32 protein-coding genes and 3 pseudogenes are annotated in these 26,191 nt (G+C 30.6%); 24 read left to right on the top strand and 11 right to left on the bottom strand.

Annotated elements, in window-relative coordinates; all coding sequences use genetic code 11:
* Positions 1 to 19: 19 nt before the first annotated feature.
* Both DN393_RS00890 and DN393_RS00895 read right to left on the bottom strand, forming a co-directional pair.
* The gene (locus tag DN393_RS00890) at positions 20 to 1,165 is read right to left on the bottom strand and encodes a DUF418 domain-containing protein (RefSeq protein WP_149173226.1); all 1,146 of its coding nucleotides are present in this window, start codon (positions 1,163 to 1,165) and stop codon (positions 20 to 22) included.
* Positions 1,166 to 1,204: 39 nt separating this feature from the next.
* Positions 1,205 to 1,687: a thioredoxin family protein gene (locus DN393_RS00895; protein WP_149173227.1), complete on the bottom strand. Its 483-nt coding sequence runs from the start codon at positions 1,685 to 1,687 to the stop codon at positions 1,205 to 1,207.
* Positions 1,688 to 2,425: 738 nt separating this feature from the next.
* Between DN393_RS00895 and DN393_RS00900 the strand changes: the two genes are divergently transcribed.
* Complete coding sequence (locus DN393_RS00900) at positions 2,426 to 2,902, top strand: XoxI protein (protein ID WP_149173258.1); 477 nt, start codon at positions 2,426 to 2,428, stop codon at positions 2,900 to 2,902.
* Positions 2,903 to 2,968: 66 nt separating this feature from the next.
* Positions 2,969 to 3,940, top strand: a complete 972-nt coding sequence (locus DN393_RS00905; protein ID WP_149173228.1) for a hypothetical protein — start codon at positions 2,969 to 2,971, stop codon at positions 3,938 to 3,940.
* 416 nt (positions 3,941 to 4,356) lie between these two features.
* Here DN393_RS00905 and DN393_RS00910 read toward each other — a convergent pair whose 3' ends face one another.
* Positions 4,357 to 4,629 carry an HU family DNA-binding protein gene (locus DN393_RS00910; RefSeq protein WP_149173229.1) on the bottom strand — a complete coding sequence of 91 codons (273 nt, stop codon included), beginning with the start codon at positions 4,627 to 4,629 and terminating at the stop codon, positions 4,357 to 4,359.
* Positions 4,630 to 4,740: 111 nt separating this feature from the next.
* Positions 4,741 to 5,010 (bottom strand): ribbon-helix-helix domain-containing protein, encoded by a 270-nt coding sequence (locus tag DN393_RS00915; protein WP_149173230.1) that lies wholly within the window; start codon positions 5,008 to 5,010, stop codon positions 4,741 to 4,743.
* A gap of 188 nt (positions 5,011 to 5,198) precedes the next feature.
* Here DN393_RS00915 and DN393_RS00920 point away from each other — a divergent pair, with 188 nt between their 5' ends.
* The 10 genes from DN393_RS00920 (at position 5,199) to DN393_RS00970 (ending at position 9,459) form a co-directional block, all read left to right on the top strand.
* On the top strand, positions 5,199 to 5,495 hold the full coding sequence (locus DN393_RS00920) for a hypothetical protein (RefSeq protein ID WP_149173231.1): 297 nt from the start codon (positions 5,199 to 5,201) through the stop codon (positions 5,493 to 5,495).
* A 358-nt stretch (positions 5,496 to 5,853) separates the two neighbouring features.
* Positions 5,854 to 6,264: a hypothetical protein gene (locus DN393_RS00930; RefSeq protein ID WP_149173233.1), complete on the top strand. Its 411-nt coding sequence runs from the start codon at positions 5,854 to 5,856 to the stop codon at positions 6,262 to 6,264.
* Positions 6,265 to 6,353: 89 nt separating this feature from the next.
* Positions 6,354 to 6,653, top strand: a complete 300-nt coding sequence (locus tag DN393_RS00935; protein ID WP_149173234.1) for a hypothetical protein — start codon at positions 6,354 to 6,356, stop codon at positions 6,651 to 6,653.
* Positions 6,654 to 6,762: 109 nt separating this feature from the next.
* On the top strand, positions 6,763 to 7,149 hold the full coding sequence (locus tag DN393_RS00940; RefSeq protein ID WP_370458079.1) for a hypothetical protein: 387 nt from the start codon (positions 6,763 to 6,765) through the stop codon (positions 7,147 to 7,149).
* A 116-nt stretch (positions 7,150 to 7,265) separates the two neighbouring features.
* On the top strand, positions 7,266 to 7,706 hold the full coding sequence (locus DN393_RS00945; protein WP_149173236.1) for a hypothetical protein: 441 nt from the start codon (positions 7,266 to 7,268) through the stop codon (positions 7,704 to 7,706).
* Positions 7,707 to 7,730: 24 nt separating this feature from the next.
* The gene (locus tag DN393_RS00950; protein WP_149173237.1) at positions 7,731 to 7,958 is read left to right on the top strand and encodes a hypothetical protein; all 228 of its coding nucleotides are present in this window, start codon (positions 7,731 to 7,733) and stop codon (positions 7,956 to 7,958) included.
* A gap of 26 nt (positions 7,959 to 7,984) precedes the next feature.
* Positions 7,985 to 8,188 (top strand): hypothetical protein, encoded by a 204-nt coding sequence (locus DN393_RS00955; protein ID WP_149173238.1) that lies wholly within the window; start codon positions 7,985 to 7,987, stop codon positions 8,186 to 8,188.
* A 14-nt stretch (positions 8,189 to 8,202) separates the two neighbouring features.
* Positions 8,203 to 8,481: an AbrB/MazE/SpoVT family DNA-binding domain-containing protein gene (locus DN393_RS00960; RefSeq protein ID WP_149173239.1), complete on the top strand. Its 279-nt coding sequence runs from the start codon at positions 8,203 to 8,205 to the stop codon at positions 8,479 to 8,481.
* 68 nt (positions 8,482 to 8,549) lie between these two features.
* Positions 8,550 to 8,867, top strand: coding sequence for a hypothetical protein (locus tag DN393_RS00965; RefSeq protein ID WP_255449632.1), 318 nt, complete (start codon positions 8,550 to 8,552; stop codon positions 8,865 to 8,867).
* Positions 8,868 to 9,108: 241 nt separating this feature from the next.
* Positions 9,109 to 9,459 (top strand): hypothetical protein, encoded by a 351-nt coding sequence (locus tag DN393_RS00970; protein ID WP_149173240.1) that lies wholly within the window; start codon positions 9,109 to 9,111, stop codon positions 9,457 to 9,459.
* 196 nt (positions 9,460 to 9,655) lie between these two features.
* On the opposite strand, the gene DN393_RS00975 is transcribed toward DN393_RS00970, so the two are convergent.
* Entirely contained in the window at positions 9,656 to 10,300 is a 645-nt protein-coding gene (locus DN393_RS00975) for a YczE/YyaS/YitT family protein (RefSeq protein WP_149173260.1), read from the bottom strand.
* A gap of 111 nt (positions 10,301 to 10,411) precedes the next feature.
* Here DN393_RS00975 and DN393_RS00980 point away from each other — a divergent pair, with 111 nt between their 5' ends.
* From DN393_RS00980 to DN393_RS31325, 5 genes are all read left to right on the top strand, one after another.
* Positions 10,412 to 10,864 (top strand): MarR family winged helix-turn-helix transcriptional regulator, encoded by a 453-nt coding sequence (locus tag DN393_RS00980; protein ID WP_046199418.1) that lies wholly within the window; start codon positions 10,412 to 10,414, stop codon positions 10,862 to 10,864.
* A gap of 124 nt (positions 10,865 to 10,988) precedes the next feature.
* Entirely contained in the window at positions 10,989 to 11,432 is a 444-nt protein-coding gene (locus tag DN393_RS00985; protein WP_137057030.1) for a GNAT family N-acetyltransferase, read from the top strand.
* Positions 11,433 to 12,241: 809 nt separating this feature from the next.
* Complete coding sequence (locus DN393_RS00995) at positions 12,242 to 13,882, top strand: peptide ABC transporter substrate-binding protein (RefSeq protein ID WP_149173241.1); 1,641 nt, start codon at positions 12,242 to 12,244, stop codon at positions 13,880 to 13,882.
* A gap of 197 nt (positions 13,883 to 14,079) precedes the next feature.
* On the top strand, positions 14,080 to 15,303 hold the full coding sequence (locus DN393_RS01000) for an AimR family lysis-lysogeny pheromone receptor (protein ID WP_149173242.1): 1,224 nt from the start codon (positions 14,080 to 14,082) through the stop codon (positions 15,301 to 15,303).
* On the top strand, positions 15,300 to 15,455 hold the full coding sequence (locus tag DN393_RS31325) for a hypothetical protein (protein WP_179958491.1): 156 nt from the start codon (positions 15,300 to 15,302) through the stop codon (positions 15,453 to 15,455). The genes DN393_RS01000 and DN393_RS31325 overlap by 4 nt, the downstream gene beginning before the upstream one ends.
* A 332-nt stretch (positions 15,456 to 15,787) precedes the next feature.
* Here DN393_RS31325 and DN393_RS01005 read toward each other — a convergent pair whose 3' ends face one another.
* Together DN393_RS01005 and DN393_RS01010 are read right to left on the bottom strand one after the other, a co-directional pair.
* Entirely contained in the window at positions 15,788 to 16,114 is a 327-nt protein-coding gene (locus DN393_RS01005) for a helix-turn-helix domain-containing protein (protein ID WP_149173243.1), read from the bottom strand.
* A gap of 210 nt (positions 16,115 to 16,324) precedes the next feature.
* Positions 16,325 to 17,368, bottom strand: coding sequence for a tyrosine-type recombinase/integrase (locus DN393_RS01010; RefSeq protein ID WP_149173244.1), 1,044 nt, complete (start codon positions 17,366 to 17,368; stop codon positions 16,325 to 16,327).
* 231 nt (positions 17,369 to 17,599) lie between these two features.
* Here DN393_RS01010 and DN393_RS01015 point away from each other — a divergent pair, with 231 nt between their 5' ends.
* The 5 genes and pseudogenes from DN393_RS01015 to DN393_RS01035 all read left to right on the top strand — a co-directional run.
* Positions 17,600 to 17,950: a zinc-finger domain-containing protein gene (locus DN393_RS01015; RefSeq protein WP_149173245.1), complete on the top strand. Its 351-nt coding sequence runs from the start codon at positions 17,600 to 17,602 to the stop codon at positions 17,948 to 17,950.
* A gap of 21 nt (positions 17,951 to 17,971) precedes the next feature.
* The gene (locus DN393_RS01020; RefSeq protein WP_149173246.1) at positions 17,972 to 18,484 is read left to right on the top strand and encodes a helix-turn-helix domain-containing protein; all 513 of its coding nucleotides are present in this window, start codon (positions 17,972 to 17,974) and stop codon (positions 18,482 to 18,484) included.
* Between the two features lie 258 nt (positions 18,485 to 18,742).
* Positions 18,743 to 19,222, top strand: a pseudogene (locus DN393_RS01025) (ankyrin repeat domain-containing protein).
* Positions 19,223 to 19,486: 264 nt separating this feature from the next.
* Positions 19,487 to 19,636 carry a hypothetical protein gene (locus DN393_RS31330; RefSeq protein WP_179958492.1) on the top strand — a complete coding sequence of 50 codons (150 nt, stop codon included), beginning with the start codon at positions 19,487 to 19,489 and terminating at the stop codon, positions 19,634 to 19,636.
* Positions 19,637 to 20,085: 449 nt separating this feature from the next.
* Positions 20,086 to 20,247 (top strand): annotated as a pseudogene (locus DN393_RS01035) (SMI1/KNR4 family protein); the annotation flags it as partial.
* Positions 20,248 to 20,286: 39 nt separating this feature from the next.
* Here the strand turns inward: DN393_RS01035 and DN393_RS01040 are convergent.
* The 3 genes from DN393_RS01040 to DN393_RS01050 form a co-directional block, all read right to left on the bottom strand.
* Entirely contained in the window at positions 20,287 to 20,667 is a 381-nt protein-coding gene (locus DN393_RS01040; RefSeq protein ID WP_149173247.1) for a DUF4878 domain-containing protein, read from the bottom strand.
* 360 nt (positions 20,668 to 21,027) lie between these two features.
* Positions 21,028 to 22,464 carry an IS4 family transposase gene (locus tag DN393_RS01045; protein ID WP_149173248.1) on the bottom strand — a complete coding sequence of 479 codons (1,437 nt, stop codon included), beginning with the start codon at positions 22,462 to 22,464 and terminating at the stop codon, positions 21,028 to 21,030.
* A gap of 130 nt (positions 22,465 to 22,594) precedes the next feature.
* Entirely contained in the window at positions 22,595 to 22,777 is a 183-nt protein-coding gene (locus tag DN393_RS01050) for a hypothetical protein (protein ID WP_149173249.1), read from the bottom strand.
* 504 nt (positions 22,778 to 23,281) lie between these two features.
* Here DN393_RS01050 and DN393_RS01055 point away from each other — a divergent pair.
* Together DN393_RS01055 and DN393_RS31850 are read left to right on the top strand one after the other, a co-directional pair.
* Entirely contained in the window at positions 23,282 to 24,049 is a 768-nt protein-coding gene (locus tag DN393_RS01055; protein WP_255449634.1) for a hypothetical protein, read from the top strand.
* Positions 24,050 to 24,501: 452 nt separating this feature from the next.
* A complete protein-coding gene (locus tag DN393_RS31850) occupies positions 24,502 to 24,726 on the top strand; it encodes a hypothetical protein (RefSeq protein WP_255449635.1) in 225 nt (74 codons plus the stop codon).
* A 464-nt stretch (positions 24,727 to 25,190) separates the two neighbouring features.
* On the opposite strand, the pseudogene DN393_RS01065 reads toward DN393_RS31850, so the two are convergent.
* Positions 25,191 to 25,445, bottom strand: a pseudogene (locus DN393_RS01065) (DDE-type integrase/transposase/recombinase); the annotation flags it as partial.
* Positions 25,446 to 26,191: the final 746 nt, after the last annotated feature.

Here is a 26,191-nt window from a genome sequence, read left to right on the forward strand (position 1 = left end):
AAAACTAGTGAAAAATAGGTTATTTTTTGTAAATTCCTTTTCTCCATATCCATTCGATGGGACCATAGCGGAAATATTTACTCCAAATTTTGCTGAATATAATTTGCACAAAGATAATTAAAATCCCGAAGATACATAGTTGCCAGTAATATACCTGTGAGACATCTTTAAAGTACAACGAAAGAATGACAAGAGTTAGTATACTTTGGCTAATGTAATTTGTTAAAGCATACTTGCCTACGTTCATAAAGGGTTGCAGCCACTCTATATATTTTTTATTCTCACAAACCTTAAGTAGAGTACAAATATAGAATATAGCTAGCGTTTTCCCTCCAAATAGAATCCATAGTTTAATATCCTGAGAGTAATAGACATCCGTTTTTATAAAATAGTAGATAATAGGGCAAGAGAGAACACATGAAATGCATAACGAACTCCACTGTAAAAATCTAATTTCCTTTATTAATTGCGGTACCCTCTTAAAAATATCTTTCTTACCAGCCCATAAACCGATTAAAAATAAGCCTATATATTCCGGAATTCCTATTAGTAGTTGTTGGAATTCCTCGGTCATTAGAAAGAACAGACGGGCTTTTACTTGATGTGAATAATGTGTAAATAGATTTACCGTTTGATTGGTAGTATTGCCTGTAAACATATATTGATAGTGATTTGGTACTGCAGAAATAGAAGAACTTGCTTGTATAAATAAAATAGCATGTAGTGTATAGCTAACAAGTAGAGAGATGCAGCCAACTATAAAAATAAGCTTTGTAGATCGCTTATAAAAGAACAATAGGATAAAACCAGCTAAGGCATATGCGTGTAGAATATCTCCATACCATAGAAAGATAAAGTGGAGTAAACCAAAGAGTAGCAAAATGCACAATCTACGGCTAAACAGCTTATAAATAGAATATCCTTTTGCTTCCGCGTTTTTTATAAAAATATAAAAACCTACCCCAAATAAGAATGCAAAAATAGTATAGAATTTTGCTTGTATAAACAAATCTATTAAAAAACGAATTACTTTATCTGTACCGGAGTAACCGGTCTGGTTAAAGGGATCTAGTCCCGTCATAGTAGGTAGATTAGCAAATAGGATACATAGTATGGCTATACCCCTTATTATGTCTAAAGAATAAATGCGGGCGTATTGTTGCATGTAAATTCTCCTTTCTTAAAAAGAAAAACGAGCACTATATTAACTAGCGCTCGAATTACGTCTCGCAAAGAATCCGTCATATGTAGCGGCTGACACTGCTCCTTCGAGGCGTTCAACTTCTTCACCTCTGTTATAAGAGACAACAACAGGAGTACCAGGAATGTCGAATTCTTGAAAGGCACTTTGATTTTCTGGTGTAGATATATCAATGCGATAGATGGTTCTATTATGCTTTTTTGACATACTATTGATATTTGGTGCAGCCTTTTTACAATAATGACAGGTTGGTTGATAGTAATACGCAATAAACTCTTCATGAGATTGTATTTTTTGTTTTAATTCCTCTTTTGAAATATCTTTAATATTTTTGGGCGATCTTTTTGTTTCTGCAGCTGATACCACGGTTTGATTTCGTGTTACATTCTCTGGATTAATAGATTCATTTTTAGTCAGAGTAAAGATAACTATACCCGCAAGGCATAATGTAGAGACAATTGCTCCAATTTTATAGATTTTTTTCATGGTAAATTCCTCCTTAAAATAAAAAAAGGACAAACCTCGCCCGAGTTAACTGGGCGTAAGGTTTGTCCTTCACGCTACGTACAATAGAGTATAAACAATGGTAAAAAATTTTCTAATCACATTATAACATATAATTCTTATAAAGAACTATATAAATTTTAGGGAAAGAACAATAAAATTAACGGGTGTATTAATAATTTCACGTACCAAATTCTTTATATAAAAACATCCAAAAAGAAATAAGGGGATTCAATTTGTTCATAGTTAAAGTGTTTTTACTGTAAACAACAAAGTAAACCTGTGAGATCATACACCAAAACAGGATGTTTTATAAAAACCATGATTTTTGTAACTAATTCCTTCTTGAATAAGGTTAGTGAATTTTCATGATGTATTGAAATGATATTTTAAGAAAAATAGTACGATAATGTAGGTGTAGCGCTAATCTTTTTGAATGTTTAAAGGTACGATTTTTGTTCAAAACTTAAAGTCAATAAAACTAGCTATTTTAGTCCAACTAATATACGAAATACCCCTTAAAGAATGTCCGCTAGCATTTATTGCGTGATTTGGTTCCATTACTACATATATCCCCATTTTATAGACTTCTAAATGGGAATGTTTATAAAAAGTAAAATATTTCTATTTTCCTTACAAAATATGGTTGCTATTTTTGAATTTTCATATATTGTATTAATTGAGTTTAAACTCTCAAAATTATAAAAGGTGGGGAAATTAGTGAAAATCAAAAAATCTTTAGCAGTAGCAACTTTAGGTCTATCAGTTTTAGGTTTTGGTTTTACTAGTAACGCAAGTGCAGCAGAAGTAGATAAAGCGGACAAGCAACCAGTTGTAGTTGATTTTGATGTGGTTCAAACAGAAAAAACATCTAACGTTCCTGGTCTAGCTCTTGCAGCTAAACCGACTAACACTTCTAACACAACCGTCTATACACCGTTTTTGGGAAATCCTTATGCAGTTTCTAAATCTAATTCATCTACAACAGAAGACTATATTTATGCAAGAGCAAGAACTTTTAACGGCGATGGTTCTTTAATTAATTCAAAATCCAACAGTGCAAATAAATCATCTTTTGTAAGTGCGACAGCAGCAAATTCAAGCATTTACTATGGCGATGATTATGCAATTGGAAATCATACTTATAAATTGAGCGGCTATAATGAAGTGAATCACGAAACAAAAGCTTACTGGTAAGAACTAAAAAGATATGCTTTTTGCATATCTTTTTTATTATAATATAACGATGTAGAGAGGGTATTTATGAAAAAATTTTACATAATTATCAGCGTTATTCTTGTTTTATTAGCTACAATCTATTTCTTATTCAACAATTCTTTTAAACAAAGTCCAACTGCATCTCCTACACCTTCTAAAAATCATATAAATGAAAAGAAACAGAGAGAACAGCAGACTAATACTATTTCCTATGGTCTAAAAGATAACAGTGGTCAACATATTGACAATGGAAGTGAAATTGTTAGCGAAAATAATAATGTAAACGTAACTTTATCATTCATGCATAATGTTGATGAAGATCGAAAGTATGGATTAATTGTCTTAGAGGATTACCAGCAAAAAAACTTTAGAATAGAAGAGAATACGAATGAACTATCAAATTACTCTTTTGATATGAAACCAAATAGTTCAATAAAAACTAAAATTTCTTTAGATATTTCTCCTAATGCAAAAGAATTAACCTTTTTAATTGTAAAAAAGCCGGAATATAAGTTAAAAGATAATGACTTAAATAAAGCGGCCATATTAGAAGAAGTTTTAAGTATGAGGTATCCAGTTAACAGTAACCATAAAGAAGAAGAAAAAACAAACACCGATCCAGTACAACCTATACAGCCAAAAACTGTTTTAAAAGATAATCTCTATGAACCGCTATTTGTTACTAAAAACGCAGAAAAACTCAAAGCTGTTTTTTCTGAAAGTGAAGGAAAAGAACTCACTGTATCAAATGGTAATGAATCCAAAGAAGAAATAAATTATGCTATTGTGGCTTTTAAAGATTGGGAACAAATTGAAATATTAGATAATAAGAAAGTCGCTTATACTACTGTCGCTCCTGAAACAAGACAAATTTTTAATTTTAAATTACCTACAGTAGACCAAGAAAGTAATTTCCAATTGGTTGCTTTACCATTTCCCTATAAAGTTAGTAAAGATAATTATCCAAGTCAACAAGCATTTGGTTCATTCCGTATCGTAATCGCAAACAATAATTAAAAAGACTTAGACTAATTAAGTTTAAGTCTTTTTAATTATTGTTCGTTATTATTATCTTCTTTTTTTTCCATCTTTAATAGTTTTGACGATAGCAACCATTAGAATAATAAAAATCATTCCAATAATACCAACCATCCCAATAATATTAATCATATAATTCCCCCTGAAATATTATATTTGCCCTATTATCAAGTATAAAGAAAAAATAAGTGTATTGCACGCTAATCTGAAAAATTGGATTCTTAGCGTACAAGAATTCAATTGTTTATGTTTAGATTTACTTAGCGTTATAATATCCGTTTTTTGAAATCAGGACTCCATAAAGAAGAGAGCAACCAGATATGAGAAGCAAGTATAAGATGTTCCTAAAGAAAAAGGGAGTGATACGAATATCACTCCCTTTTCACTGTATATAATTATTTTACTGCCTCTTTTAATTCTTTTCCAGCCTTAAAAGCAGGTACTTTTGAAGCGGCAATTTGCATCTCTTCACCTGTTTGTGGGTTACGTCCTGTACGTGCAGATCTTTCACGTACTTCAAAAGTACCGAATCCAAGAATCTGTACTTTTTCTTCATTTGCTAGCGCATTTGTTATTGTATCTAATACAGCCTGTGTTGCTACAGCTGCATCTTTTTGTGTAAGTTCTGCTTTTTCTGCTACTACTTTTGTTAATTCTGTCTTATTCATTTTCTACACCTCATTATATGTAATCAGGTGACTATTATAACGTGCTTATACTTTTGATGCAATTAGTAACATCTACATAAATTGTTTCCTAGTTGCCTATCTAAAACAATGTTATTCCTTCGTAAGACTATTTAAAATATAGTCTGTCATTTCACTACTATTAAAACCTCTTTTCTCTTTTAATTCATTCATTTCACTAATGAAAGCATTAGTAGAATTAGACTGAAAGAGTAGTAGCAGTGAAACTGCCTGATCTAATAATCTTGTTTTAGGTATATTTGTATCTTCTTTAAGTTTTTCTAATTTTTCATTCAAATCATTGGCTAATGTTGTAGAAAATTGTTTTCTATTAACAACTTTATACTGTTTCTTTTTAGTCATATTGAACACCCTTTAACTTTTTAATATTTATATAATAGCATTACTATTGAGTTTCTATCAATTTAATTAAACAACAATAAACTTCATGAAGTTTATTGTTGTTTAATTACTTTATTAATTATATAATCATTATATAAAGTTTTAATGTAGTTAATAATATATGATTATACAAAGGAGGTGTTACCACAATGGGGATGTTTGCACTTATCATGTTTATTTTTTTCATAGCTATCCTAGCAATTATTAGTGCTCTTTGGTTAAAAACTAAACAGTTTTATGCCCAAGACATAATAAGATTAAGTGGAGCAATTATAGGTTTAATCAGTTCGGGCATTATACTCGTTTTTCAAGATAAGTTTGAACCTGCTTATAATAATTTGACTGAAACAATTAATCAGTACACAGGGACCTCATTGAATGTAATGATTTTATGCTTGTTAGGATTCTGCCTGCTGCTAGCCATTTTTAAAGCAAGTAGAGTATAAGCATAAATTAACTAATTTGGAGGGATTTAAATGAATAATTTTAATGATTTGATTAATTTATTTTGGTCTTGTTTATGGATAGTGGGTTGTGTATCTACATTACTAATTACTTTGATATTAATGAGACGAATGTTTTTTGGTAAACCAACATATAGAGGGTATTCTAGTAGTAATAAGAAGACGATAGATGTTGCATTGTTTTCATCTATTACAAGCAATAATGATGATGGAAAAGATTAAAGAAGTTAATTCTATTTAAAATTCTTGTTTTAGTTTTTCTACTTACAGTTTATCTGTTATTGAATCGAATTATGTTGTTGTTTTACCTAATAAAATAGCTATGGAAAGGTAATGTATTATGCAAACACTAGCAATACTAGTAATTTCAATTGTAATAACTGCAGGGATAGTCTTATTATTCTGTTTAAATTACGATTTGAGTTCTGTTCACGAAAATTATATACCCACAGTATGTATAATAGTAACGGTAGGGACTCTCTCTCTATTTTTATATAACTTTGGTAAAGAAGCGGATCATAATCTTACACAAGTTGCTCTAAAGTTAAGGGACCTTGAACAAAAACAAATAAATGATAAAAGCAGTCTATTAGAAACAGAACTGGGAACGACTAGTGATAAATTATTAGTCGAAGATTATGAGGATTATACAAAGGTAACCAGTGAAAGAGGAGTATATAAAGTGATTTTCACACGTGATATGGATAATAATATGATAATCGAAAAAATCACTCCAATCCTAACGCATTAATATAGGGGATTTCTTCAGTTATTTACTTTTGAAAGTAATAAATTTATACACTATAATCTATTTTTAATTAAATGAAAGGACGAAATATTATGAGTACTAAACAACCAATGATATTAGCAACTTTAATTTGCGGATTACTTTTAGGAAGCGTTATTGGAGGTAGTATGCCCTTAAATAAGTTCACTATACCATTACTTTTTATAAGTCCGCTTGTACTAGCCATATCTTTTAAATTTAGAGAGATAGGCGAATACAATTGGAAAGGACAAATTGTATTAATTTGTGTTTCGATAGGTGTCCTAGTATTAGCTTATGGCGCAATCTATTTTTTCCATGAATTTGCGAATAGTCTTTTTGCTAAATTTGTAACAATCTCTAATCAAAAATAACAGTATAAAAGGTGGTATCTAGAAAGATTTAATATTAGGTAAGAGTTATGTAATAAAAAAACTTGTTTTCGAAAGGATTTAGGATAATTTGGAAGCTTTACCATACATAATGACTTTATTAATTGTTCTATTTGTGTTCTCGTTTATTATAATCGGCACTGCTCCTTCAAATGTTGTAAAAATAACCGGAGCAGTTGTAATGATAGTAAGTATTATAGGATTAGGTGTAGGCATGTACTTCAAAACAATCGAAGAGGATCAAACGGTTAAACAAAAAAATGAAAGGATAGCCTACAACGAAAAGAAACAAGAGGAACTGCTAACAGAGAAGCTCAAATTACCTATTACAGACATTTTAATAGAACCAGTGTCAAAAACGGAATATTACAAGGTAACAACGAATACAGGGATTTATAAATTAGCTTACTCATATGATCCAAATGATAGGGTTGTAGGTTTTAAGGAATTTAAGCAAATCGCATCTACAATAAACTAAGAAGGTAATTCTGAGCAGGATAATCACAATTAATATTATAGAAACAGAATGAAAATGTAATGTTTATACTTAAGGATTGAAAAAAGCTTAGTTAACTAATTAAAAGGAGCTTTTACATGTTAGAGTCTCTTGAAAAGAGAAAAAAGCAACACGAAATAAAAATAAAAAAATATAAAAAAATACAAAAGTACTACAATCCATTTTTGTGGACAATCTCAATTATCTATTTTCTCTATTTCATGATCATTGATAATTCTCTTTCAGTACATCTATTACTTTCTTTCGTTATCGGGTTGATTCTTTGGAGTATAGGTCTAGCTATTAATTTAAAACTCTTGCATGAGTTAAAAGGCAAGGGGAAAATCTTGAATATAGAGACAATAAACGAAATGAAAAAAAACAAATATATGAGTCCAGGAAGAAAAGAACGATATATCACAGATTATAATGCGACGAAAGATGGATTAGAAAAGATAATGATTTATGCTAACTTTATGTTAGAAGCTAAAGAGAGAGAAAACGAAATAAAAGATGATAATAGTAATTTAGATATCTAATTGTAGCGAGAGGAGCATAAAAATATGTCGATAGAACAGTATATTAATCTTCGTACAACAGGAAAAGAAATTGAGGAGATTCAAAAACAATCTCTATTAAGTGAAGCTACACTTTTAACATTAGAACTAGGCTATAAATGTTATGAAAAAAACATTTCATTGGATAAAGCAATTGATCTTATCGATAAAATTGTAGTATTAAATGCAAATGATACAAAACACACATCATTTAGTCCGTCTGTCCATATGTGATAGATAGATCGAAGGGGAGAGAGCAAATGCCTAAAGAAGAAATGAAAATGAGTATAGATGAAATAAAAAATGCCGTATTGAATCCAGATTTAATCAAATATTTGCATGGTGTTAACATATCTAATCAATGGGGAGCAATAAATGGTAGGCAATTATTATTAGATGTATATAGATTATGTGAGAAACATGAAGATTTATTAAAAGAATTGAACGATATAAAAAACAAATAAAAGGATGGTATAAAATGAAATCAACAGGTGTTACACGTAAAATAGATGAATTAGGGCGTATAGTTATACCAAAAGAGTTAAGAAGAACATTAGGAATTGTAGAAAAAGAACCTTTAGAAATATTTGTAGAAGGTGAAAGAATAATATTACAAAAATACAAGTCATATGATGCATGTGCAATCACTGGTGATATTTCAGAAAAAAACATGTCATTAGCTAATGGACAAATTATTCTTAGTCCTGAAGGGGCAGAACTCTTAATAAAGGAAATTCAGCAGTACTTAGTGAAGTAAGGTTATTCTATTCAGCAATAAACCATATAAAAAGTATTTAACAATCAAATTTAAGAGAGAGGAACACTATGAAAATGAAAAAAGTAACTTTTCTTAAATTAGCCTTACTAGTTTTATATTTAATGGTTGGACTGAACATATTATTAAAAGCTGACGTTGAAACTCTTATGCAAATAGCTGAAGAACAAGCTGTCATACTCCAAAGAATAATCCTGATATTTGTCTTTATTGGAACTCTATTGACATCTCTTTACTATATCACTCTTCAAAAAGAACAAGCAGATGAGAGAAAAAAAGCAAAATCGTTATTTGCTATGTATATAGTCGTTACAGTTATGGCACTGTTTTCTAGTAACATAGCTAATTACATTAAAGATTTTATTTAACCTAATAATATCTATTCATATATATATAAAGACATTACTATGTAAAATTAAACAAGTACATCACTAAATTAAATAGTGTTGTACTTGTTTTTTTAGTTCTCTCTATGACCTCATTTACCACTATAGTATTTTTCAGAAAACTTATACTATTATATGAGGTTGTGATAAAATTAGAACGTATATTCTCACAAGAAATTTCAGGTGGTGAATATCAAAAATTACAGTTGAAAGGTTGGTTATTATGGAAAAGAAAATATCTGCTAAAGATAGATTTTTAGATAGAAACATAGGAGTAAAGGAAGATTGGGATGGATATGTGGCAGAAAAAAAACCTAGTCCTAGTGCAGTAAAAATGTTGAAATTGCAAGAAGATTTTGGTGACGCGACGAATTCTGGATTAGGAAGAGAAACATGGTACAGTAATGAATTTTTTATTAATAGTTTAGTTTTGAATTTCCTTGACAACGCTGAAGGTAAAGACGAAAAACTGTTTGAGGAGCTCAAAAAAGTCTATATTGGGGTACCGCCACATCCCTATCAAGCTAAGAAAAGCAAATACCCCCAAAACGAGAAAATTGGCATCTCCAGGTGAAAATGTTCAATTTTCTCGTTTTGGGGTGTTATAAAATTTTTAAGTTGATGGGCATGGGATCACCAAAGCTTTACGTTTAGACACAATTTAGACACAAATTAACCGATTCCCTGTACGTTAAGGAACCGGTTATAAATATAGTCGTTCTTGCTGCACTAACTTGCTCCTTCATGAAATAAGAACCACAAAAACCATCCTATTTTGAATGGTTTTTATCTGTATCAGAATGTGATGTTGTACTAGAGTGTGCAAATACACGGTCTAATACTTTTTCAGTCACTGGCATAAAGTAGTTCAATATCAGCCCCCCTAAACAAACGGTTAATAAAGTTCCAATACCGATGGGTCCATTTAAAATCAATGCTAATATCAAGAATACAAGGTAAATCAATGTTCGTGAAAAAAATATATTGGTTCTAGTTAATTCTTGTATGATTAACGCTAAACGATCAACCGGAATCGGTGCAAAGTTTGTGTGTAAATAGGTTGCCGTTCCTAATCCTATAATAACTAAACCGGTTCCAAAACAAACAATTTTCCCATACCATAGTTCAGGTGATATCAAATTGTTCAATAAGAACAGCCACATATCAATACCAATACCTGTTATAAAGGCTGTTAACACCCCCGAAACTTCAGGTCTTTGTCTTTTTAAACATGAATTACAACCAATCAATAGGAAAGCTAGAATGATTTCCCAACTCCCTACCGTTAGCCCCACGTTTTGGGATAGTCCCACCAAAAGTGCATCAAAAGGTGAAGTTCCAAGATCTGATTGTATTGTAAAAGAAATACCAAGGGTTAATATTAAAATTCCTACTACATAAAAAACATATTGCACTTTACCCACCCTCTTTATCATTTGTTGCAAATACAACGAAAATAAGTTACGTTTAATATATAGACTTTTCATTGTATTTGCAACAAAAAATATCTATTAAGGGAGTTAATTATGAAAGAAATTCTTCGTGAAATTGGAATGATTGCGAGGGCTTTGGATTCGATAAGTAATATTGAATTTAAAGAATTTGACCTTACAAAAGGGCAATATTTGTACCTTGTCCGAATATGTGAAAATCCAGGAATCATTCAAGAAAAGGTAGCTGAGATGATAAAAGTTGACCGAACAACAGCAGCACGTGCTATAAAAAAACTAGAAATAAATGGATTTGTTGATAAGAAAGATGATGAACATAACCAAAAAATTAAAAAGCTTTTTCCAACAGTGAAAGGCAAAAATGTTTATCCTTTTATAAAAAGAGAAAATGATCATTCCAATAAGGTTGCATTAGAGGGATTTTCTGAACTGGAAGTAGAGATTATTTTTAATCTTCTTCAAAAACTGAGAAAAAATGTAGAAGTTGATTGGGAATTTGTTAAAAAAGGAAACAAAAGAAATTATTGATTATATAAAAGGGAGCTAAAACACTTCATCATTATTTTTGTTGCAAATGCAATAAAGTTAGGTTAGATTTAATACATGCATTTTATTTATTGCAAATGCAACAAAAAACAAGAGGTGAAATTTAATGAGTTGGAAATTAAAAAAATTTGACGAGTTAACAAATACTGAGCTATACAATCTTTTAAAAGAAAGAACCTCCGTTTTTGTGGTTGAACAAAATTGCCCTTATCTAGAAGTTGATGGTAATGATTCTTTTTCTTATCATCTTTTTAAAGAAGACAATGGAGAAATCATTGCCTATTTAAGGATTGTTCCTGCAGGTGTTACCTATCAAGAGATATCTATTGGAAGAGTCTTTGTAAAGAAAGAATACAGGGGCCAAAGAATTGCAGAGGAACTTATAAAAAAAGGGCTAGATTTTATTCAAAACGAATTAAAAGAAACAACTGTTAAAATTCAAGCCCAAGATTATTTAAAAAAATTCTACAGTTCCTTTGGTTTTCAAGCTATATCCGAAACATATTTAGAAGATAATATTCCTCACGTCGATATGCTTTTACAAAGGTAAAACAACTCTTCATTATCGGCAGTGGGATTCCCCTTGGAAATAATAAAATCTTCAATTCTTTCACTTCATTAATGTGAAGCAGAGTATTTTATATCTAAAATCTAATGACTAGAAATAAGTAACTAAAAATGTAATCATTTCTGTGATGAAAGAATGTTTGTTCAACAATCGGAAGCTTTAACGGAGCAATTAAGAAGCCTAATTTTTTATTTAATATTGAGAAATTAGGGTTTTTAATATTGAAAATTCCTTAACGTTGTAAATCCGCATTTTCCTGACGCTACCCCATCCTAATAATGTTCCTTTTAGATTTCTTTTAAATATTTCCCCAGATGATATTGGAGGAACATTTTTTAATTACATGATCTTCTCTTTTGGATATGTAGTTTATTTTTCCTTCGTATTATTCATGTCACATAAGGTAGTTTGGTCTGAAACACCTAAATTAAAGAAAATACAAATAAGTAACAATAAATAAGAAATAAATTCAGGTATTCAAATATAATAGTTAATGTATAGTTGTATATAACTGGGGTATTTGTGTTTGCTAGGAATAATTTTGTCTGTTTTATCAATATAATTTCATATAACATATTTAAATTATATTTTAGTGATTGACACAATAATCTCCAGAGTGCTACGTTTTTAGTATTAAAGTAATAAGGGGTTTATTATTTAGATGCTACATATATGAGAATAGAAGCTGAAATACGTTTAGAGAATGAAAACTCTCTTCTGATATTCTGTAAAATCCCATATACAGATAATTTAATTATATAAACCATACATGTAGAGAGGAAGAAGGTAAGATGTTTAAAAAGGTTACATCGGTTGTTGCTTCTGTTTTATGTACTAGTTTTCTATTAACTGCTTGTAGTGGAGAAAAAGAGACTAAAAATACAGCAAAGGCAACTGACAAGAATGAAACAAAACAATCCATTAATTTACCGTATATAGCGGAAATCCCAACAATGGATGTAACAAAGGCAACTGATAGTGAGTCAATGAATGTAATGCGTAATGTGTTTGAAGGGCTGTATACACTAGGAGGAGACAATAAATTAATTCCTGGAGTGGCACAATCTTATGACGTAAGTGAAGATAAAAAAACGTACACGTTTCATTTGAGAGAATCGAAATGGTCAAACGGAACGCCTGTAACAGCTGCAGACTTCGTATTTTCTTGGAAACGTGCTGTGAATCCTAATACAGCGGCAGAATATGCGTTTCTATTCTTTGATATAAAGAATGCAAAGAGAATTAATAGTAAAGAGCTACCTATAGATCAGCTAGGAGTAAAAGCAATAGATGATAAAACATTAGAGGTTCAATTAGAGCAGCCTATCCCTTATTTCATCGATTTGACAACGTTCGCAACATTTTCACCTATTAACGAAAAGTATTTTGAATCACAAGGAAAGCAGTATGGCTTAGAAGCAAATCAATTGGTTTATAACGGAGCGTTTACGTTAGATAATTGGAAGCATGAACAAGGTTTTCAACTGAAAAAGAATTCAAATTATTGGGATGCTAAAGCAGTTAAGTTAGACGAGATTAACTTTGATGTCGTGAAAGATAAATCAACAGAAATAAATCTATATGAATCAGGTCAAATTGATCGTGTAGGCCTAACAGGTGAGTTTGTAGATAAATATAGAAATAATCCTGATTTCAAAGAGCGCTCTGAAGTAACTATGCAGTTTTTACGTATGAATCAAAAGAATGAAGTATTAAAAAATAAAAATGCTCGCTTAGCGATTAATCATGCAATGAACAAGAAAGCCTTTGTAGATACAGTGTTAAACAATGGTTCTCTGCCTGCGGATGGTTTTATACCAATTAATTTTGCTAAAGGACCGGACGGAAAAGATTTCCGAAAAGAGAATGGAGCATTGGTAAAAGATGATGTGAAGGCAGCCATGGAAAACTGGAAGAAGGCAAGACAAGAACTTGGGAAAAAACAAGTAACACTAGAATTGCTAACAAGCGATAATGCAATAGCTAAGAAAAATGCGGAGTATGTAAAAGGTGAACTAGAAAAGAATTTAGAGGGGCTAACGGTGCATGTTAAACCGCAGCCACGTAAACAACAAATTCAATTGCTGCTGAATAGTGATTATGATTTAGGTGTTGATGTTTGGGCACCTGATATTCCTGATCCAATCACATTTTTAGATTTATTCACGACAGATAGCAGCTATAACTTTGATAAGTATTCAAATCTGGAATATGATAAACTAATTCATCAAGTGAAAAAAGATTTTGCTGGGGATGAAAATGCTCGTTGGGAAGCAATGAAACAAGCAGAAAAAATATTATTAGAAGATGGAGCAGTCGCACCATTTTATCAACCAGGTAGATCATACTTACAACGTTCTTTCATTAAAGGAATTGTAACGAATGATTTTGGTGGGGAATTCAACTATAAATGGGCTGAAGTTAAGAAATAGGTAAAAAAGGAGTCGATATATTCGATTCCTTTTTTACCTATTATGCATAATTACATATTTAATTTTCTTGTTATATCGACAAAAAACGACATATTTTTCGATATAGTTATATTAGAATCGGATATGATGATATCGAGTTTTACAAATGTACTGAGGGATATTGGGGAATTCTTGTTTTTTTTAGAAGGGAAAATATTATGAATGAAACACTTAAGAGAGAAGAAAAAATTTCAACACAAACATTAAACCAATTCTTGAGTAAAATTATTGATGAGATTGATTTCCAAAGGAAAAATCAAGAGGATATCGCTAAAATAATTGGCATTTCTTCAGGAACGCTTTCGAAGAATTTAACAGGAAAAAATCAATTTGGATTTTGGAATTTAATTAAATTATTTAAGATATTATATGAGGGTGATATTAATAAGCAAAGAAAGATGTTACACACCTTCTGTTCTGTCACAACAAGCAAGAAAAATTTGAGGATTGCAATGGAATACGCAAATATAAAAGGTGATTTGGCGCTGCTTAAACTAATAGTTGACCAAGAAAAAAGTTCATCTCTAGCAATGAATCGAGAATGGGCTTATGTATATGAATTAGTGTGGCAGCGTAGCAGTGGTGTAATTGCAAAACAAGAATTATTAGATACTCTTGAGAATCGTAAGGGTAAAAAGGTAATCAAAACAAACGAGATGAAGATTTTATATGGAATATTAACCTGTTATACGATGTGTGATTTAGAGACGTATAATTCCTTATCTGAGTATGCTGAAGTGTTATTACCAAAAATCGAAAAAGTATCTGATAGTTTTATAAAAGCTGCTTATTTCGGCAGAATTAAAGAATGTTTGTCTTTTGCATATTTGGTTCAGGATAAACTTGTAAACTTACGAAGTACATGTCATGAGATTTTAGAGTTAGAAGATCCTGAGAGTTGTTTTAATCTTTTAAGGGCATCTGCATTTGTATATTTAGCGGAATCTTATACTTTTGAATGCTATGATAGTGCATCTAAGTATATAAATAAAGCTTTGGAACAGCTTGGATCATGCAATTTTGAAAGAGAATTACAAAGAAAAGAATTAATTTTAAATACGTTTGCGTTTATTAAGTTGGTTAATAAGCAAGAATTGAAAAATATAGAGATATATCATCCTGCAGAAAAAGCATTTTTCGAAATTATTAAAGGAAATTACAAAAATGCGGTTGAAATCCTAAATGATTTAGAAAAGAAAAATGACATTCTAACACCAATGCAATATTGCTATTTAGGAATAGCGAAGAATGATATTTCTTTAATCGAAAAATCAATTGAGTTATTTGAGTGTGCTGGTAATAGGTTCTACAGTAAATTCCCTAAAAAAATAGTGGTAGAATTTAATGGAAATGGTATAATTTATGAGGGTGGTGCTATATGAAAAAAAGATTATTTGTATTAACAAGTATCGTTTTGGCAGCTGGAATTATTTACACTGCTGCTGGTAGTAAAGAGCAACCAAACAATTTAGTAAAAAAAGATTCAGAACAATTATTAGCTAGAATGGGAGATCCTGGTGGCGGAATCGGGTAACCTTTAAATAATTAGAATGCGATTGTCTCATAGGAGGCAATCGCATTCGTTGTTTCTAGGGATATTTCCTAAATATCAAATTCGAAATACAGGAAAAGTTTGTGAATCATTCACAAACTGATAGCTAATACGAAATCAAAATTTTAAACTATATTGTTAGTAAAGTTGCAAAAACCCTTGTGTTATCAAATCTACTGATAACACAAGGGTTTCCAAAGATTATTCCGCGAGGGCGGGGCATTGAAAATATGTAGCCCTTTTTACAAGTTAATACTACACAAGTGCATTTAACTCACGTATCATATAAAATTTACTGAAAAATAATTTTACATTCATTTGGAAAAATGCTTTTTTATGAAATAGGTGTAATCAATAAGAACCTCTAACACTTCTTGCTGTTTTTGTAGAGGCAGATCGGATATTGCTACTTTAATTAGTTCCAATTTACTTTCGAGGGGTGCATTTCGCCCAAATAGTTCATCTATGGAGACATTATATATTTCAGCAAGATTCATAATAGAATCTGCATCGGGATCAGCTTTTCCGTACTCCCAATTTGCATAGGTAGTACGAGCGATATTTAGGCGATATGCTACATCAAATTGAGTATATCCCTGCTTTTTCCGTAACTCAGCAAGTCGTTTGCTTAGATGAGACATATCATCACCTTATCCTTCTTAATTTATAAGGATAGTTTAAAGCAAAAAGGATACATTGTATCATATTGACGTATAATAAGTCAAAAATAATATATATTTGTAATAATGAGTCTGTTTTAGTGGTTTAATATGCTATTTTCTCAGGAAAATACAAAAAAATAGAAAGAAACTGATTATAAAAATCGAGAATCTTCCTATTATATATACTTACTAAAATAATGAATTTCCTATATTTATTGTGGCCAAGTTTTGACGTCTTGTACGCTCTCTTAAATAACGTTCCGTAGTCATGATAGATTCATGCCCTAAATAGTCCCTTATTTTTTTTAGTTCAACACCTTTTTCCATTAAGTAATTAGCCATGAAATGCCTACAAGTGTGAGGAGTAATTCTATCCTGTCGGTAGCGCAGAAAATCTAAATTTATTTCTTCTATTTTTTTTGCCAAAAGAGAAGAGAGATAGTCCGCTCGATAATTTGATCCATCAGCTTTAGGGAGAAAAGCTGATGAACTAGATGCATCCAGTTCCGTCGTTTGTTTACGTAAACTTCGAACATGGCATAAAGCATCCAATGTATCTTCAAAGATGCGAACTTCTCTACTTTTATTCCCTTTACCAACAACACGAAGTAGATAGGCACTTAAAGATGAATGAAAGACCAAATCTGCCCATTTTGCAGTTGCAATTTCTTCGATTCGTAGTCCTGTTGTAGTTAACAAAAAAAATGCAGTGTAAACAAAATAGTTGGATTTTTTCAGTTCATCTAATATCTGGGTAACTTCTTCTGGATAAAGGTCACGATTGACTAGCTCTTCTTTTTTTACGGATACTTTTTTAAGGCGACTACTAAAGTTGTCTGAGAGTCCGGTGTTATCATGCACATATTTTAAAAACTGCTGAACTACTGTTTTCTTTTTACGTAATGTAGTCGCAGCATATTTCTTACTTAATTCATAGAAGTAGATTTCCATCTCATTATGGGATAACTCCTGGATGGTTCCGATTGTTTCTTTTATATAACGAAGAAAATGAGAAAGATCGTGCAGATACTGTTGTTTTGTTCGCTCACTTCTTTTTTTCGTTAAAGAAGGCTCGTCGTGTAAAAATAAATAAACTAATGATTCTTCACTTAATTGAGAATAGTCAATATTACGGATACCCAAACCCATAAGTTTTTCAAAATGACTGCTATCAAAAAAATCTGATTTTGATTTTACAATTTGGTTATTATGTTCGTAATTTATAATATTCAAATCTAAACACAACCTTTTATGGAATGAAATATTAAATAAATATTTTTATATAAATTTTTATGATTCTAATTATACCACAATAAATTATCAATTTATCGTGATATAAATAGAACTGATTAAATAATTATTTTAGATTTAATATTTAACATTTCTATTTAACTATTATATAATAGAAATGTTTAACCTGTTTTTTTGTACATTTCTTTCCAAGCGCGATAGGAGGAGACATTTTTGAGTAATATTCGTCGGAAAATTTTACATGAAATCTATAATTTAGAATATACCCATTGTTCAACTTGCCCTCTGAACAACCTATCAATGAATTGTACACATGAGCAAGAACAGACAAAACAAAGAAACTACAAACATTGCAAAGGTTGTCCCATTTTCGATTCCATCCGAGAGAAAGGAGAGCAATTGAATTCTTTATCGAAAAAGAGTACATTTAATAAGGTACGTGAACGTTATATGGAAAATCCATTCAAGTATCTGCAGTATAAGGAGTACTCAATCACAGATGTAGTAAAAGAAACAGGTTTAACAAAGTATCAACTAAGAAAATGTAAACAACAGCTAGAATGAAAGTTTCGGATGAGGTGAGATATGGACTATTTATCTTTAGAAGAGGTATGCGACAGGGTAGGTTTAACAAATAGTCAATTAGGCTATTTAATTAAGTATAAACACATCGAACCTATCAACCTCGCTACCTGGAAAGCAGATGGCGGATATCGCTTTGAGCAAAAAGATGTAAAAAAGCTAGAGGAATTATACAAAGGTCGTTTAACATTAAAAGAAGCTGCTAAATTTCTAAACAAATCTAAGACATACGTTCATAATGCAGCTAAAGATGGGATATTGCCATTTAAAGAAATTGCTAAAGGGAAATCCACTGAACGATTGTACTTAAAAAAGGATTTGGAAATTTTCAAAGAACGAATTGAAAATAGATCAAAAGAGGAGCCGAAAGCAAAAAAGCAGCATTTAAGTCTCTATCTTGATGAAAAGGTAGTAGAAGCAATAAAGAAAAAGGCTGCAAAGAAAGGATATAATGGCTACAAGAAGTTTGCTGAAGACATTTTATCCACTGAAGTAAAAGATGACATAGAAGAATAAAATCTCTAACAAAAATAGACCTTGAAAATGGAGAAGCCGTTTTAATAGGTCTATTTTTGTTTATAAGGAGTTTTTTCATTACCAAACCTTATTGTATTACCTAAATTATCGAAGTGGTTTATAAACGGATCTCAAAGGTCATTTTTTTGTATGCACCTTTTCCTTTTTATTTACATAAAAAGGAAAAGGTGCATCAGATTTAGAAAATTGAGTAATAGATGATAAATGAATGTAAAGAGAGGCTATTTTGGATAAAAAATTGTAAATAGAGAAATAAGAAATGCTATTAAAATTGGCGATATTAATAAAGTAAAACAATTAATAGGTAATGATACTAAACTTATAAATACAAAGACTTCATTTGGAACATGGTTACACATAGCTGCGAAAAAAGGAAACCTGGATATTGTTAAATTTCTAGTCCGGTAAGGTATAGACATTGATACTAGGGGAGGTACATTTGATTCATCTGCATAAAACTTGGCAGCAGGATCTGGCTATTTGGATATAGTAAAGTATTTAGTAAAGGCTGGTGCAGGATTAGATGTAAGTTTAGCAAAAAGAAATCCTTTATTTGGAGCTATTTATGGCGGCTATAAAAATATAGCTGAGTTTCTGGTTGAAAAGGGTATCGATATTTCGATTAGATATACTGGAGAGAATATTAAAAACATGAATGCCTATGAATATGCTATAGAATTTGGGCAAACAGAAATCGCCGAATACTTAATACGGTAAAAGGCAGCGTACATCAAAAAATAGTCTATCGAACTAAGGTTAATTATGAAGATATCAAGAAATACAGTATACATATTTATATTATAGTAAACTAAAATCTTATGAAACTCCTAAACTGAAAGATTATGAATAATCTAAAATCGGACGGACTGCCTATTTTAGAGTGTTAAAGTATGGTAAAATATAAGTATAACTGTATATCGTGTGAAGGTGGGCTTGTTATTATCCCTTCTTTCCATTTGGAAGGAAAGGGGGTGATATAACATGGAATTTTTGTTTGAACTTTTAAAAGAAATTGCTAGAGCAGTTGTGCGTGAGGCTTCGGCATACGCACTGAAAAAGCAATTCGAAAAAAAAGGCAACAAAAAACCCACTCTTCGCCGCAAGCACAAGCGTGGGTCTAAAAAAAGATAATGCATAATAACAACCACCTTGACAGTAGCAGTTATGAGACGGGATGTTGACAGCATCTCGTCTTTTTTAGTTTATGCAATTCAGTTAAGTACTATACTTAATATATATCGGAAATGTATCCAATATATATAATCTACAGTAAACATACCATATATAATTTTTTTGGTCAATAAAACAAGCTGATCATGCTTCTATTTAAAGCATCTACGTATGAGAACCCCAAAAAATATTGGGGGTTCTCATACGTAAATAGCCTAAAGGAGACATGTCTCTTTGTTTCATTATACTATAAATAAAAAGAAAATTTAAACTTAAAATTCAATTCGAAGCATGATTTGTTTACTTTAATCTTTATAAAAAAGAAGGGATGGCATGAGCACACAAATAAAGGTAACACCAGAACAATTAAAACAAGCTGCTAAAACCGTAAAAAATCCGAAAGCTAGAGACCATTTGGCAATCTTCTATGCTTTTATTATCAAAACAATATTGATTCACCAACAATCGTATTCTGAGATCATGAAGAAGAAGACATAGAGGATGCAATCTATCCTATTTGCTCAACATTTACAGAATTGCTTGCTAGTCTACGTGATTTCGAAGAAATTTGAGGGTAATAAAAAACGGCCTAGAATTCTAGACCATTTTTTTTATGATTTACTAATTTTCCACCCATCATCCGTTTTCTCTAGTTCAATTACGATTACTTTTTTAGGATTACCTTTATATACAGCATCAACAGTTACTGTAGCAATTTCATTTTTCTCTTCAACTTTTCGAATTTTATAGCTTTTAAGATCTTTGCTAACTGATTTCATTAGGTCTGCATTTCCGCCTACAAAAGCAACAATTTTCTTTGCTTCAGGAGTGAATAACTCCCCAAAATCTTTTACATTTCCTTCTTTTGCATCTTCGAAATACGCTGTAGCAACTTCTTCGGGATCACGATTATTTCCACATGCTGCAAGTGCTGTAACTGATAAAGCCATTACCACCATTAACATGATTATACGCGTAAATTTGTTCTTCATTAAAACCACTCCTTATATATAACGTAATTTCAACTCTAAAAAAAAGGCTAAATCACTTGTATAAGTATATAATAATTAAAACTTTAAAACCGTATATTTTTAGATATTATTTTTATGATATTATATGTATTAAAATGAAGTGGAGCAGGGGGAATCTACCTATTACTATAATATTGATTTCCGTTATATACATTAGTATAATAATAAAGTCAGCGTTATAGGGGTATAACAGCATGCCCATCAACTTAAGGGCGAAAAAAACTGAACCTTCATTCAGCCAGGTCAAAACATTCTTAAAATAGAAGTATATTCTTAAAAATGCGTATAACAAATAAATCCTAACGGGTTTCGCTTTTTTTATTATGCAATCTTCTTTTGTTTTCTCAATCCATCATACTCATAGACAACACCCAGAATATCAAAGACAGTTTTCTTCTCATATTTGTGAGATTTTCGTCCATTCTTCTGTAGAAGATGGAACAAGCGGATTAGAATCCTTGTTATTTCTCGGGTGTTTTGCTGTATAGCTTGATAAAGAATGTGTAGGTGGTCTTGAATCATTCCAATGGCTTTATATTCACTTAATTCTCTTTTCTTCTTTTGTAAAATTAATTGTCGCATCTTAAACATAGTAGAAGAACATAGAAAAATAGCGATGAGTTTTCCATAAATGTGGAATTCTAATCGCTCTCGTTTGATATTTTGCCAATCATGAATTTGAAATAAGGATTTCCAAGTTTTAAAGATAATTTCAATCTGCCAGCGAAGAGAATAAAAATCATGTATTTGTTCCATGGGAACCCATTCCAAAGGTGTATTGGTAACATAAATGTTTATACCAGCTAAGCGTTTACTTTTCTCTGAGTACGTAATCCCCTTTTTACTTTCCGTATACACTTGTTTTTTCTTACGTTCTCGAAGTTGTTTTTCAGTTAATCTATATATAATAACTCGTGTAAATAGTTTTTTATCCTTTCCAATATAAGCTTCTGTTATTTCATGGACCTGTCCTGGTTTTAACGTATTCATAATGTGTTCTAAATCAACTTTGATGTATTGAGATTGTTTTTTTACTGTCCCATTTCGAAAGTATTCAGGAAACTCATTTTTAATATATACCATATTATTTAGTTTAAGCCGCGATATATAATACACGCCACGTTGGTCCATTTGATTTAAGTCATCCAGTGAATAATAGCCTAAATCTCGAATACATAAATCGCCAGGTCGTAATGTCTCTAAACATTCTGTTCCAAAGGTCTTATCATTGTTCTTCCCCAGTTCAACTTGAAAATTTAAAAACTGTCCGCTATGTAAATCATATTCTAATTGAATCTTTATACCCGCTGTTTGTGCACAACCACCTGACCCAGGATATACATTAGCTAAATATTTTGGTACTTGAAAAATCGTTGCATCTAAAATACGAATCCGTTGAAAATAGGTGGTTGAAGAGCTTGGAATCAATGAAGTTTCACAAATTTTATTTTTTAATAATATGGAGAAAATATGCTTTAAAAAGCAAACCGCCTTCTTATTGAAACGTTTATTGAGTCCTTCTGGACTCATAAGAGTTCCTGTAACAGCATGAAGTTGACTACACAGCCGAACTAATGAATCACTTGCAACACGTTGACTAACCCAGACACAGATAATAGCTAAATCATGACCTGAAAATTTACGCTTTCGTTGTACAAAATATAATTCCCTAGCAAGACTCTCTAAAAATGAAGGAGTAAGATATTGATGCAACTCTTCAGCAAATAACTGTAGTTCACCTTGAATCGAAAGATTCATAAAAAACGCCACCCTTTCTATATATTTCTACAAAAAGGATAGCGTTTTTAAGGTCAAATTAATATGAGATTATATTGGTTTAATAAAATCCTATAAATTCTCTTATAGAGTTTAACCTTTGGTAACCGTATTATAATTTATGAGGATTATTTTTTGTTAAATTTTTCAATTCGTTTTCTAGGGAAAGCTTAAGGCTTTTCTTTTTCTTTTCAATGGGTGTGATCTTATGAAAAGTTAACAAAGATAACATAGAGAATAATTTATAATATATCTCTGTAGATCCGTTCTTATTGTTTGAAATAATTTGCTCCATAGTATAGAATCTCCTTTTTTAACACAGTCCTATTTCTAATTTCAATACTTGGTTATTATTTTACCAATTTTTATTAAAATCTTCTACTTTACTAATTATTAATTCTTGATAACCTATATTCTAATTCTATATTTATCTTTAACAGTGCAATTTTTTCGTTTGGGGGATACTTCAAAATGTTAAGTTGATGGGCATGGGGTATAACGGACAACATTCTTTTTTAAAATCATAAAATCGGATTCCCTTATCTTTTGGGAACTATAAGCATAATCATAAAAATTAGAGTTAAGGTTTTCTTTATATAGATTACTCCCGTGAAAACCTCCCGAAAATTTACAGTAGCTCCATACAAAACACATCTATAAATATATAATATATTTATAGATGCTAACATTAAGAAAAAGCGTTGAATACTGATTTAAGAGTGTACTATTTATCTATTTACAATGCAGTAAAGCAGTAGTAAAAATTAAGTGGGCGAAGTAGAAGAGAGGATGATTAACAATGGGACAAGTCTTTATTGATGAAAAAGGACCACAAGAAACAATCAGAATTCCAAATACATACCGTGACGATAGAAGAATAAATCTCGGTGATGATTTAATGCGTTCTTATGTAGCTGATGTACTTTATATTCCAGAAAATTCTCTAGAAAATGTTAACAAAAAATATCTGGAACTGGTTGAAAACTATAGAAACGGACAAAAAAATAAAGTTGAGAAAGAACTAAAAGGAATTGATATTCTAAAAGGAAACTTCAATTTCGGTGCTGCAAGTATGAAAGAAGCAAATAGTAGTTTTTATCTAAATTTATTTAACATGCTACTAGATGCGAATACCTCTAACTTACTATTTTCAGTAAATAAAATGTCTATGGTTATTGATGATGGGCTTACACAGTGGATTCTCCAACTGGAAGCAAAAAAATTTATTGATTCCGCTATTTTGTTTAAATACAGTCTCACAAAGTATTGTGAATTAGAAGCATCTGAAGCGGTTATTAGAAATCTATTTGATCCAGAAAAAACAATCAATGAAATATTATACTCTATTCAAAAAGATTTGAAAGAGTTTGTGGCAAAACATAAAAATATTTCTAGAATGAGGAACCAAATAGCATATTATAAAGGACATAGGGAATGGGAAAATTCCGCACACTTCAGAAAAGGATACAGAATTAATCTATGCAATTATTATAGTAGTTTTGGGATCACTTTTAGGTATTTTAATAACAAGAGGTGCTTTGAAAAAAGCGAAAAATTCAACCAGTAGCATTAGTGAAGTATATATAAAAAAATATGCCAAACCGAGGGCGGAACACTATTCCTTTTTTATTTGAGATTTTATAATTAAAAAAGGATGCGTGCATTTATTATTTAAAAGTAGATGTAGTCACCATTGCAAAACCTTATATTTTGTATAACATAATGTTATTATATTATTTTTTAGGAGATGACTAATCATGGTTGTTTTTTGTTATTATTCAATTTTGTATTTTTGTACTGTAACGTTCGGAGTTCAAATTATTTATTTTACAGAACCATTCTTTACAATGTTTATGGCTCCAGATTCAATAGAGATATTTATTTGTATGCTGATAATGTCTAGTGCACTGTCAATTATACTATATTTATATTTGGATTTATGATTCAGAAACATTTTTAAAACGATTTTATCAGGTTCACTTTTTTGCTACGTACATTTCAGGAGCATTTTCACTAGTAATGGTAGGAGAAACAACTTTAAAAGCACGGGGATTCAAAATTGTTACAGTTGATGGTAATACAAAAGTTACTTATCTTATATTACTTTTTATTGCGCTATCCAATAATGCTTTTTATAAAGCTTTTGAAAGCACTATTGGTGAAAAACTCGAATTCAGAAGTGGAAAAATGAAAAGTAGAATCAAAAAGATAAAGAATAAATTAGGTTATTTTAAAGGTGCATAAATTAAAGGGTTAATATTAAATCTACAGGTAGATATGTCGTGAAAGTCTATTAGTTATACAGAATTTCACGGTATAAGCTCTTTATATTCATAAATGTTATTGATATCCAATGTCCTATAGTCATCTGTATTTTTTCTATAATTTCTAAACCAAGTTCTTTAAGTTGACACTTTAAATTTAGAAATTCATTTTTAAGCATGTAGTAAGTGGATTTCTGTTTTTTAGGAAATGGAAATAAACCCGAAATAAAAGCAGCGCGATTGATAAGAAAAATCAAACTATATGGATGAAAATGGTATTGATTGATAGAATAGATGTAAATATATTAATAAAATGGTGCAAATATTTTTAGAATAAAATTAGAATTGAATATAGAAAGGAGCGATTGTATGGAGGGGAATTTGATGCAATTAAAAGAAGCTTATCGTGAAAACAAAATAGTTCCTTTTATCAGGGCTGGATTATCAGTACCCTTTATTATCCCGACAGGGGAAGATTTGATGCATGGCTTCCCAAACTACTTAATATAGAAGTTGCTGTTTTATACGACTTAAATCCCAACATTGAACGCACACGTTTCTTGATAAAACGATAATCTTGTTCCGCTATATTATTGAGATATCTAACTACCTTAGTTGTTTTCCTTTAGGCATATGTTTCTCTTCTTTCAACTCTTGTATCGCTACAGGATAGGCAGGGTTCTTATCTACTGTTATTAAAAATATCGCTTGATTTAAATGTGATATACACAAAAGGGATAAAGATGAATAATTGTCATTTTATGTATCATTTAACTTCATAAATACATAGACCTTTCGAATTAGATATGAATTGTTGGGGAAAGGTTTTCCTTCAAGATAATGTAATTCCCGCAATCCATTTTAATCATTATATTAACATTAATGAATTAACAAGAATGAGAGCATCTTACACAAGATTAAATTGGGTTAGTTCTGTAAATCTATAAAATTTAGGTTTTTAGATTCTTGTCCCATCCAATAATCTAAAAACGAAAGTTTAGACTTTCTTGTCTAAATAGTTTGGAGTTTCTTGTCCTTGTACAAATGAATAATTTAAGAGGTGTAAAAAGACACTAAAGTGGATACTTTTTCACATACAGACAACAACCAAGTGGGTACTTTTTAAAACTAGCTGCAAACACAATGAAATTTTAACTACTATACGTTGAATTTTTAGGAGCTGGTTTCAATTTTAATATCTACCTCCTATATCAGATCTATTAATATAAATTTGAAATAAAAAGGGATTCGATAAGTTTTTGTAGAATATATAAAGGTTAAATTTCTGACTTTCAATAAAGCTGCTTAACAGTAGACTAAATAAATGAAAAACAATATATTTATAGGTTAGTAACCAGATCTTGTTAAGTCGTATGTACTATTTTTAGTTTAGCGTTGCCCAGAATGTACACCAATTAATCTCACGAATTACAAGAAAACTATTA

Origin of the sequence: Bacillus sp. BPN334 (assembly GCF_008368885.1) — a bacterium.
Taxonomy (GTDB): domain Bacteria; phylum Bacillota; class Bacilli; order Bacillales; family Bacillaceae_G; genus Bacillus_A; species Bacillus_A wiedmannii.